General features: G+C 74.0%; 1 protein-coding gene and 2 pseudogenes. 1 reads left to right on the top strand and 2 read right to left on the bottom strand.

Going from position 1 to position 12,086, the window contains the following annotated elements:
* Positions 1-151, top strand: a pseudogene (locus tag ACFU6K_RS15220) (MMPL family transporter); the annotation flags it as partial.
* Here the strand turns inward: ACFU6K_RS15220 and ACFU6K_RS15225 are convergent.
* Positions 145-3,387, bottom strand: a pseudogene (locus ACFU6K_RS15225) (type I polyketide synthase); the annotation flags it as partial. The pseudogenes ACFU6K_RS15220 and ACFU6K_RS15225 overlap by 7 nt on opposite strands.
* Before the next feature lie 61 nt (positions 3,388-3,448).
* On the bottom strand, positions 3,449-12,086 hold an 8,638-nt coding region (locus ACFU6K_RS15230; protein ID WP_380663284.1), incomplete at its 5' end, for an SDR family NAD(P)-dependent oxidoreductase.

Here is a 12,086-nt window from a genome sequence, read left to right on the forward strand (position 1 = left end):
ACACAGCCGCGAGGAAGCGGTCGGCCGGGCCGCCGGCACCGCCGGATCCGCCGTCGTCTTCGCCGGCCTGACCGTGGTCATCGCGCTCTCCGGCCTCGCCGTGGTCGGCATCCCGATCCTCACCAAGATGGGTCTGGCCGCCGCCGCCACCGCACCGCGGGTCAGCACCCACAGCGGCACCACCGACCCGGAGTCGACCAGCGCCTGAAGCAGCGCGCTGGAGGCCGCCAGACCGGCGGGCACCCGGGGCCGGCCGGGCAGCGGCGCCTCGTCCAGCGCGAGGAGGGACACCACACCCGCGAACCCGCCGACGCCGCGCAGGACGTCGCCGAGGGTCCCGCGATCGGCGGCGCCCGTCTCCAGCACCCGGACCTCGACGCCGCGGGCCCGCAGCGCGCCGGCCACCTCGGCGGCCGTCTCCGCCCCGGCCCGGCCGGTGACCACGAGCCACGTGCCGGACGGCACCGAGGCGGACGGCACCGAGCCCGACAGCGCCGAGCCCGACGGCGCCGCACCCGACGGCCCGTCGAGGGGCTGCCACTCGACGCGGTACCGCCAGCCGGCCACCGCGTCCCGGGCCGCCGGCTCCGGGAACACCGGCCAGTAGCGGCGGTACTGGAAGGCGTAGGTCGGCAGGTCGACGCTGCCGCTCCCGGTCCCGGCGGGCAGCAGGGCGGTCCAGTCCACGGGCACGCCGCGGACGTACGCCTGGGCCAGCGAGAGCAGGAGGCGCCCGGCGCCGCCGTCGTCGCGGCGCAGGGTGTCGGCCACGACCGGGGCGTACGCCTCCAGGCTGTCCGCGATGGCCGGGGCCAGCACCGGGTGCGGGGACACCTCGACGAAGGCGCCGTGGCCGGTTCCGGCGAGGGCGTGCACGGCCCGGTCGAACTCGACGGTCTCGCGCAGGCTGGCGTACCAGTAGTCCGGCACCAGTTCGGGCCCGGAGACCAGGGCGCCGGTGCTGGAGGAGACCATCGGGATCCGCGCCTCGCGGGGGGCGATGCCCTTCAGGACGGCCAGGATCTCCTCGCGCAGCTCGTCCACGTGGGCGCTGTGCGAGGCGTAGTCGACCGGGATCACCCGGGTGCGCACCGATTCGGGGCAGGAGTCGGCGAGTTCGCGCAGCGCGTCCGCGTCGCCGGAGACCACCGTCGCCGACGGGCCGTTCACCGCCGCGATGGACAACCGGGAACCGTACGGGGCGATCCGCGCGCGGACGCCGTCCACCGGCTCCGCGACCGACAGCATCCCGCCACGGCCGGCCAGCACCTTCAGGGACTTGCTCCGCAGAACGACCACCTTCGCCGCGTCCTCCAGCGAGAGGATCCCGGCCACGGCTGCCGCCGCGATCTCACCCTGCGAGTGGCCCACCACGGCGTCGGGAACGACACCGGCCGCCTCCCAGACCGCCGCGAGCGAGACCATCACGGCCCACAGCGCCGGCTGCACCACGTCGGCGGCCTCGAAACCGTGCCGACCCGCCAGCACATCGTCCAACTGCCAGTCCACGTAAGGCTTCAAGGCCTCGGCGCACTCCGCGAGCCGCGCCGCGAACACCGGCGAAACCTCCGCCAGCTCACGGCCCATGCCGACCCACTGGCTCCCCTGGCCCGGGAAGACGAACACCGTCCGCCCCACCCCGGCCGACGGCACCTCGCCCGTCAGCACCCCGGCCCCGGGCCGGTCCGTGGCCACGGCCTCCAGCTTCGCCGCCAGCTCGGCACGGTCCGCACCCAGCACCACCGCGCGCCGCTTGAACGCCGTCCGCGTGGTGGCGAGCGACCGGGCCACCTCCGGCAGCGGCAGCTCGGGGTGCGCCAGCAGATGGTCCCGCAGTCGCCGCGCCTGGTCCGCCAGGGCCTCCTCGGACCGCCCGGAGACGGTGACCGGGAGCACGGCGGGCTCCGCGACCAGCACCGGCGTTACGGCCGGCGCCGACGCCGCGGCCGACTCCGGCGCCCCGTCCGGATCCGGCGCGGACGACTCCGACCCGGCCGGCCCTCCGGCGGGCGCCTCCTCCAGGATCACGTGCGCGTTGGTGCCGCTGATCCCGAAGGCCGAGACGCCCGCGCGACGCGGCTGCTCGCCCACCGGCCACGCGACGCGCTCCTGGAGCAGGCTCACGTGCCCCGCCGACCAGTCGACGTGCGGGGTCGGCTCCGCCGCGTGCAGCGTCGCCGGGAGCTCCTCGTGTCGCAGCGCCAGCACCATCTTGATCACACCGGCGATGCCGGCCGCCTGCTGGGCGTGCCCGATGTTCGACTTCACCGAACCCAGCCAGAGCGGCCGTTCGGCCGGATGCCCCTGCCCGTACGTCGCCAGCACCGCCTGCGCCTCGATCGGGTCGCCCAGCGTGGTGCCGGTGCCGTGCGCCTCGACCACGTCCACGTCCCCCGTCGCCAGCCGGGCGTTGGCCAGCGCCGCGCGGATCACCCGCTGCTGAGCCGGACCGTTGGGCGCGGACAGGCCGTTGGAGGCGCCGTCCTGGTTGACGGCGCTCCCCCGGACCACGGCCAGCACCCGGTGCCCGTTGCGCCGGGCGTCCGACAGCCGCTCCAGCACCACCACGCCCGCGCCCTCGGCCAGGCCCATGCCGTCCGCGGTCGCCCCGAAGGCCTTGCAACGGCCGTCCCGGGCAAGGGCGTTCTGCTGCGAGAAGCCCACGAACTCGCCCGGGCTGACGATCACCGTCACCCCGCCGGCCAGCGCCAGCGTGCACTCCCCCGCGCGCAGCGACTGCACGGCGAGGTGCAGCGCGACCAGCGAGGAGGAGCAGGCGGTGTCCACCGACACCGCCGGCCCGGTCAGGCCCAGCGCGTACGACACCCGGCCGGACAGCACGCTCATCGCCGTACCGGTGATGAGGTGCGCCTCCGAGCCCGAGAGGTCGCCGCCGGCGGTCGCGTACCCGGACGGCGCGGCGCCCGCGAACACGCCGGTGGCCGACTCGCGCAGGCTCGCCGGATCGATCCCGGCCCGTTCGATCGCTTCCCAGGCCGTCTCCAGCAGCAGCCGCTGCTGCGGGTCCATCGCCAGGGCCTCGCGCGGGCTGATCCCGAAGAACCCGCCGTCGAAGTCCGCGGCCCCGGAGACGAACCCGGCCTGGACGGTGCTGCTCGTGCCGTCCGCGCCCGGCGCGGCGTCGAAGAGCGCGTCGAGGTCCCAGCCGCGGTCGGTGGGGAACCCGCCGACCGCGTCCCCGCCCGCCGCCAGGAGGTCCCACAGGTCCTCCGGGGTGCGCACGCCGCCCGGGTAGCGGCAGCCCATCCCGACGATCGCGATCGGCTCCCGCTCCCGCTCGGTCACCTCGCGCAGCCGGGCCCGCGTGCTGCGGAGCTTGGCGGTGGTCTGCTTGAGGAAATCGAGCAGTTTCTCTTCGTTCTGCATGGTGCTGTCGCTCACATTCGACCTCGTTCGGGAGGAGTTGGCGCCGACGGTCCCGGCATGGTCAGTCGAAGTCCGGGTCGTCGAGCTCGTCCTCCAGGAGGGCGAACAGCTCGTCGGCGGTGGCCTCCTGGAGAGCGCGCTCGTCGGCCTCGCCCGTCCCGTCCGCCCCGGTCTCGCGGACGGCGCGGAAGCGCTGGGTCAGCGCCTCCAGGCGGGCGACGATCTCCGCTCGGGTCTCGTCGTCGGACGGGGTGAGACCGGCGGCCAGCCGCTCGAACTCGTCCAGCACGGCCGTGTGGCCGACCAGTTCCCTCCCGGTCAGCTCGGTGATCAGGAAGTCGGCCACCGCCTCCGGGGTCGGGTGGTCGAAGACCAGCGTGGACGGCACCCGCACCCCGCACGCGCTGTTCAGGCGGTTGCGGAGCTCGACGGCGGTCAGCGAGTCGAAGCCCAGCTCGCGGAACGCCCGGCTCGCCATGATCTCGTCCGCCGAGTCGTGGCCGAGGACCGCGGCGGCGTGCGTCCGCACCAGCTCCACGACGGTCCGGCGCCGCTCGGCGGCCGACAGGCCGGCCAGCCGGGCGGCGAACTCGTTGCGCTGGTCGTCCTCCGGACGGCCGGGAGCGGTGTCCTCCCGCGCCTCCGGAATGGTGTCCAGCAGCGGGCGCGGGCGGGCGGCCGTGAAGACCGGCGCGAACTTCTCCCACTCGACGTCCGCGAGGGCGATGAAGGTCTCGTCGTCGGCGAGGATCTCGCCGAGCGCCGTCAGCGCCCGGTCGGTGTCCAGGAAGTTCATGCCCTGCCGCAGCAGCCGGTGCGGGGTCACCCGGCCGGGAGCCTGGTCCATCGCCGCGTCGACCGCGTTCCAGTCGCGGGTGTTCCAGACGCCCCAGGCGATCGAGGTGCCCGGCAGGCCACGGCCTCGGCGGTCCTCGGCGAGCCCGTCCAGGAAGGAGTTGCCGGCCGCGTAGGCGCCGTGGTCGTTGCTGCCCCAGGTCGCCGAGATCGAGGAGAACATCACGAACTCGTCGATGCCCAGGTGCGCCGTCGCCTCGTCCAGGTGGACGGCGCCCGCCGCCTTCGCGCCCAGTGCCGCCGCCAGGCCCTCCCGGCTGGTGTCCTCCAGTCGGGCCAGGTACGGCGTGTTCGCCGAGTGCAGGACGGTGGACAGGCCGGGGCCGGAGTCCTCGATCCACGCGACCATCGCCGTGACCTGCGCACGCTCCGTCAGGTCGCACGACACGACCTCGACGGCGGTGCCCGCAACCGCGACGGTGGCGGCGAGCGCCGCCACGCCGGGCGCCGCCGGGCCGGAACGGGAGGTCAGAACAACCCTCGGCGTGCCGTGCTCGGCCAGCCACGGGCCGACACAGACGCCGATCGAACCCGTACCGCCGGTCAGCAGGACCGTCCCCTTCGGGCTCCAGGCCCCGGCCTTGGGCCGGTGCTCCTCGGCGCGCACCAGCCGGCGCAGGAACACACCCGACGGACGCACCGCGACCTGGTCCTCCCGGCCGTGCGCGAGAACACCGGCCAGCCGGGCGGCCGCCTCGACGTCCACCACCGGCGGCAGGTCGACCAGACCACCCCAGCGGTCCGCGTGCTCCAGACCCACGGCCCGGCCCAGACCCCAGACCTGGGTCTGGATCGGGCTGGTCGTCACCTCGCCGGCGGCAACCTGCACCGCGCCACGGGTCAGCACCCAGAGGGGAGCAGTGATCCCGGCCCGGCCCAGCCTCTGCACCAGGTCGAGGGTGTCCGCGCTACCGCGCGGGACCCAGCCGAACTCGGCGTCCGGCGACTCGTCCAGCGCGAGCAGCGACACCACGCCCTGGACATCCGCGCCTTCGATGGCCGCGTCGAGGCCCGCGAGCGTCGTCCGCACCACCTCGGCACCACGAGCCGCCAGCGCATCGGCCACCGCACCGGCGTCCGGCGCGTCCCCGACCAGCAGCCAGGCGCCGGAGAGGACCGCCGAGCCGCTCGCGGTGGAGGGCTGCCAGGTGATGCGGTAGCGCCAGTCGTCCACCGACAGCTTCGCCCGCTCCACCGCCGGGGCCTCGGGCCAGTAGCGCCGCCGCTGGAACGCGTAGGTCGGCAGCGCGACGGTCGTACCGCCGCCGAGCACCGCAGCCCAGTCGACGGGGGCGCCCTGGACGTAGGCCTCGGCGAGCGAGGTCAGCAGACGCTGCGCGCCGCCCTCGTCGCGTCGCAGCGTGCCCGCCACGACCGGGGAGCGCTCCTCCAGGCTCTCACCGATCGCCGGGGTCAGCACCGGATGCGGGGACACCTCCAGGAACACGCCGTGGCCCGCGTCGGCGAGGATGCGCACGGCGCGGTCGAACTCCACCGTCTCACGGAGCGACGCGTACCAGTAGTCGGGGTCCAGCTCCGGGCCCGACAGCCACGCACCGGTCAGCGCGGACACCATGGGGATACGGGCCTCGGTCGGCGTGATGCCCTGGAGAACGGCCAGGATCTCCTCCCGCAGCTCGTCCACGTGGGCGCTGTGTGAGGCGTAGTCCACCGGGATCATCCGAGCACGCGGCGAATCCCCGCACGACTCGGCGAGTTCGCGCAGTGCGTCGGCGTCACCGGAGACGACCGTCGCCGACGGACCGTTCACGGCAGCGACCGACAGGCGCGCGCCGTACGAAGCGATCCGAGCCCGGACACCCGCCACCGGCTCCGCGATCGACAGCATCCCGCCACGACCGGCCAGCACCTTCAGGGACTTGCTCCGCAGAGCAACAACCTTCGCCGCGTCCTCCAGGGAGAGAATCCCCGCCACAGCGGCAGCGGCGATCTCACCCTGCGAGTGCCCCACCACCGCATCGGGAGCGACACCCGCCGCCTCCCAGACCGCCGCCAGCGAGACCATCACGGCCCACAGCGCCGGCTGCACGACGTCAGCGGCCTCAAAGCCATGAAGGCCCGCCAGCACATCGTCCAACTGCCAGTCCACGTAAGGCTTCAGAGCCTCGGCACACTCCGCGAGCCGCGCCGCGAACACCGGGGAAGACTCGGCCAACTCACAGCCCATGCCGACCCACTGGCTGCCCTGACCGGGGAAGACGAACACCGTCCGCCCCACCCCGCCGGGAGCCACCGAGCCGGTCACCACACCGGACGCGGGCTGCTTCGTCGCCACCGCCGCGAGGCGCTCAGCGAGCTCACTCCGCTCGCCACCGAGCACGACGGCCCGGTGCTCCAGCGCCGCACGCGTCGTCGCCAACGACCAGGCCACATCTCCGACCGGCAACTCCGGCCGCGCCAGCACGTGTTCACGCAGTCGACCCGCCTGACCCGCGAGCGCCGCGGCGCTCTGACCGGAGACCGGCCAGGCCGACGTCCCACCGGCGAGCACCGGAAGCACCTGGGCCTCCCGCTCCTCGGGTTCGGCGTCGGGCGCCTCCTCCAGGATGAGGTGGACGTTGGTGCCGCTCACGCCGAAGGCCGACACGCCCGCCCGGCGCGGCCGCTCGCCCGCCGGCCACTCCACCGCGTCCTGGAGCAGACGGACGTTGCCCGTCTCCCAGTCCACGTGGGTCGACGGCTGCTCCGCGTGCAGGGTCTTCGGCAGCATGCCGTGCCGCAGCGCCATCACCATCTTGATCACACCGGTGACGCCGGCCGCGCACTGGGTGTGTCCGATGTTGGACTTCACCGAACCCAGCCACAACGGCCGGTCCTCGAACCGCTCCTGGCCGTACGTCGCCAGCAGCGCACCCGCCTCGATCGGGTCACCGAGCGAGGTGCCGGTGCCGTGGGCCTCCACCGCGTCGACGTCGGAGGGCGACAACTGGGCGTTGGCCAGCGCCGCACGGATCACCCGCCGCTGCGAGGGGCCGTTCGGCGCCGCCAGACCGTTCGACGCACCGTCCTGGTTCGCCGCGCTGCCACGGATCACCGCCAGCACCTGGTGCCCGTTGCGCCGGGCGTCCGAGAGACGTTCCAGCAGCACCATGCCCGCGCCCTCACCCCAGCCGATCCCGTCGGCCTCGTCCGAGAACGCCTTCGACCGGCCGCTGGAGGCCATACCGCCCTGGCTGCCGAACTCCATGAACGCGCCGGGCGAGACCATCACCGCGACACCGCCGGCCAGCGCCATCGAGCACTCACCCGATCGCAGGGCGAGCATCGCCTGATGCATCGCCACCAGGGAGGACGAGCAGGCCGTGTCCATCGTCACCGCGGGGCCGGTCAGGCCCAGGCAGTACGAGATCCGGCCCGACGCCACCGCCGACACCGTACCGATCAGCCGGTAGCCGTCCAGGCTCCGGTCGTCGGCCGGCAGGCTCGCGTCGTAACCGGCGTGGCTGGCACCGACGAAGACGCCGGTCGCCGAGCCGTGCAGCGACCGCGGGTCGATCCCCGCACGCTCGATGGCCTCCCACGAGGTCTCCAGCAGCAGCCGCTGCTGCGGGTCCATCGCCAGCGCCTCGCGCGGGCTGATCCCGAAGAACCCCGCGTCGAAGTCGGCCACGTCGTAGATGAATCCGCCCTCTCGGCGGTACGCCTGCCGCTGGCCGAACCCCGCCTCGACGGCGTCCCAGCCACGGTCGGTCGGGAAGCCACTGATCGTGTCGGTCTCCGCGACGAGCAGGTCCCAGAACTGGTCGGGGCCCATCACCCCACCCGGGTACCGGCACCCCATGCCGACGATCGCGATCGGCTCGCCGGCCGCCGCCGCCACAACCTGGACGGCGCCGTCGGCCTGGGCCGACTTCCCAGCGGCGCCGAGGAGTTCGCCCCGCAGGTAGTCCGCGAGGGCGGTGGCGTTGGGGTGGTCGAAGACCATCGTGGAGGCCAGCTTGACACCGACCTCCTTGGAGAGGCGGTTCCGTAGCTCGACCGCGCCGACGGAGTCGAAGCCCAGCTCCTTGAAGGCCCGCTGCGGCAGCACGTCGTCCGCCGAGTCGTGGCCGAGGACGGCGGCCGCGTGACCGCGCACGAGGTCGGTCAGGACCTGGCGCTGCTCCGCGACCGGCATCCCCGCCAACCGGCTTGCCCACGCGCCGACTTCCTCGGTGGTGGACTCGACGGCGGCCTCAGCCGCCAGGACCGCGCGGACCTCGGGAAGGTCCGCCAGCAGACGGCTGGCCCGGTAGAGGGTATAGGTCGGCACGAACTGCGGCCAGTCGAAGCCGGCCACCACCATCGCGCCCTCACCGGCGTCCAGGACCTGGCCCAGCGCCAGCATGCCCCGACGCCCGTCGATGCCCTCCATGCCGAACTCGCGCAACCGGTCGCCACCCGAGCTCGCGGCCATGCCGACGCCGGCCCACAGGCCCCACGCGATGGAGCTGGCCACCAGGCCGCGGGAGCGGCGGTCCTCCACCAAGGCGTCCAGGTGCGCGTTCGCCGCAGCGTAACCACCCAGAGCGCCGCTGCCCCACACACCCGCACCCGACGAGAACAGCACGAACGCGTCGAGATCCCGACCAGCCGTCAACTCGTCGAGCACCGTGGCGCCGCCGACCTTCGCCGACAGCAGCCGCGACAGCTCGGCCACCGACAGCTGCTCCACCGGCGTCCTCCCGCCCGTCCCGGCCGAGTGGACCACCGACGACAGCACCGGACCGGTCGCATCGATACGGTCCAGGAGTTCCGCCACGGAAGCCCGGTCGGCGACGTCACACGCCACCACCTCGACCGCCGAACCGCGAGCCGCGATCGAGGCCGCCAACTCCGCCACACCGGCGGCACCCGCGCCCGAACGGGACGTCAGCACCACCCGCGACGCACCACGATCCGCCACCCACTGGGCCGTGATCGCACCCACGCCGCTCGTGCCACCCGTCACCAGCACCGAACCACGCGGCGACCACGCCTCACGGACAGCCGGACGACCGGCACGCGTCAACCGCCGCGCCACCACCCCGCCCGCACGCACCGCCACCTGATCCTCGACACCCGCGAGAACCGACACAAGCCGCGCGCCGACGCGGGCGTCCACCACCGCAGGGAGGTCGATCAAACCGCCCCAGCGGCCAGCCAACTCCAGCGCCGCCACCGCCCCCAGACCCCACACCTGCGCCTGCACCGGCCGCACCACATCACCCGCGACCGCCCGCACCGCGCCCCGCGTCACCACCCACAGAGGAGCGGACACACCGAGCCGGCCAAGCTCCTGAACCAACGCGAGCGTGTCAGCACCACCACGCGACACCCACGGGAACGCCTCCTGCGGCGACTCGTCCAGCGCCAACAGCGACACCACACCCCGCAGGTCGGAGCACGCGGCCACCGCATCGGCGATGCCCTGCGAAGCCGAGCGGACCACGGTTGCCCCGTGGTGCTCCAGTGCCTCCGCGACCGCAGCGGCATCCGGGGACTCCCCCACCAGCAGCCACGTCCCGGTCAGCACCCCACCGGACTCGCTCACCGGCGCCCACGACACCCGGTACCGCCAATCGGCGACCGCCGACCCGGCCCGCTCACGGCGCCGCCAGTCGGTCAGCGCACCCAGAGCGGCATCCGCCGGGTCCACCCCGAGCAGATCGGCGAGCGCCGTGACATCACCACTCTCCACAGCGGTCCAGAAACCCGCCTCCGCACCGGTGGCCTCGCCCGCTTCGGAACGGCGGCCGTCCAGTGTGGGCCAGTAGTGGCGGTGCTGGAAGGCATAGGTCGGCAGCGCGACGGTCGTACCGCCGGCCGTCACCGACGCCCAGTCGACAGGGGCGCCCTGGACGTAGGCCTCGGCGAGCGAGGTCAGCAGGCGCTGGGTGCCGCCCTCGTCGCGTCGCAGCGTGCCCACGACGACCGGGGAACGCTCCTCCAGGCTCTCACCGATCGCCGGGGTCAGCACCGGATGCGGGGACACCTCCAGGAACACACCGTGGCCCGCATCGCCGAGGATGCGCACGGCGCGGTCGAACTCGACGGTCTCCCGCAGGCTTGCGTACCAGTAGGCCGGGTCCAGCTCCGGGCCCAACAGCCACGCGCCCGTCAGCGCGGACACCATGGGGATCCGGGCCTCAGTCGGCGCGATGCCCTGGAGAACCGAGAGGATCTCCTCCCGCAGCTCGTCCACGTGGGCGCTGTGCGAGGCGTAGTCCACCGGAATCATCCGGGCACGCGGCGAATCCCCACACGCCTCGGCGAGTTCGCGCAGCGCGTCCGCGTCACCGGAGACGACCGTCGCCGACGGACCGTTCACCGCCGCGACCGACAACCGGGAACCGTACGAAGCGATCCGCGCCCGGACACCCGCCACCGGCTCCGCGATCGACAGCATCCCGCCCCGACCGGCCAGCACCTTCAGCGACTTGCTCCGCAGAACGACGACCTTCGCCGCATCGTCGAGGGAGAGAATCCCCGCGACGGCGGCAGCGGCGATCTCACCCTGCGAGTGACCCACCACCGCGTCGGGAGCGACACCGGCCGCCTCCCACACCGCCGCGAGCGAGACCATCACGGCCCACAGCGCCGGCTGCACCACATCGGCGGCCTCGAAACCATGAAGGCCCGCCAGAACATCGTCCAACTGCCAGTCCACGTAAGGCTTCAGAGCCTCGGCACACTCGGCCAGCCGCGCGGCGAACACCGGGGAAGACTCGGCCAACTCACGGCCCATCCCGACCCACTGGCTGCCCTGCCCCGGGAAGACGAACACCGTCCGCCCCACCCCGGCAGCAGCCACCGACCCGGTCACCACACCCGCCGCCGGCTGCCCCGTGGCCACCGCCGCCAGACCTGCCGCCAACTCGCCCCGCTCGTTGCCCAGCACCACCGCGCGCTGCTCGAACACCGAACGCGTCGTCGCCAGCGACCACGCCACATCACCGACCGCCAACTCCGGGCGCGCCACCGCGTACTCGCGCAGCCGACCCGCCTGACCCGCCAGCGCGGTCGCGCTGCGACCGGAGACCGGCCAGGCCACACCTGCCGCCCCGGTGAGCACCGGGTCCCCCTCGCCCGCCGCCTCGACTGCCGCCTCGACGGCCGCCGGGGCCTCCTCCACGATCAGGTGGACGTTGGTGCCGCTGATCCCGAAGGCCGACACACCCGCGCGGCGCGGCCGCTCGCCCGCCGGCCACTCCACCGCGTCCTGGAGCAGACGGACGTTCCCCGTCTCCCAGTCCACATGCGAAGAAGGCTCGTCCGCGTGCAGGGTCTTCGGCAGCACCCCGGCCCGCAGCGCCAGCACCATCTTGATCACACCGGCCACACCCGCAGCCTGCTGCGCGTGCCCGATGTTGGACTTCACCGAACCCAGCCACAACGGCCGGTCCCCGTAACGCTCCTGGCCGTACGTCGCCAGCAGCGCGCCCGCCTCGATCGGGTCACCCAGCTCCGTACCGGTCCCGTGCGCCTCGACCACGTCCACGTCCGCCGCCGACAGCTGGGCGTTGGCCAACGCCGCACGGATCACCCGTCGCTGGGCCGGGCCGTTCGGCGCGGAGAGGCCGTTGGAGGCGCCGTCCTGGTTGACGGCGCTCCCCCGGAGCACGCCGAGCACCTGGTGGCCGTTGCGGCGGGCGTCCGACAGGCGCTCCAGCACGAGCATGCCCGCGCCTTCGCCGATGCCCATGCCGTCCGCGCCCTCGCCGAAGGCCTTGCAGCGGCCGTCGGAGGCGAGCGCCCGCAGGCGCGAGAAGCCGACGAACTCGGCCGGGTCGGCGATCACCGTCACACCGCCGGCCAACGCCATCGAGCACTCGCCCGACCGCAGGGCCAGGATCGCCTGGTGC

Origin of the sequence: Kitasatospora sp. NPDC057512 (assembly GCF_042802135.1) — a bacterium.
GTDB lineage: Bacteria > Actinomycetota > Actinomycetes > Streptomycetales > Streptomycetaceae > Kitasatospora.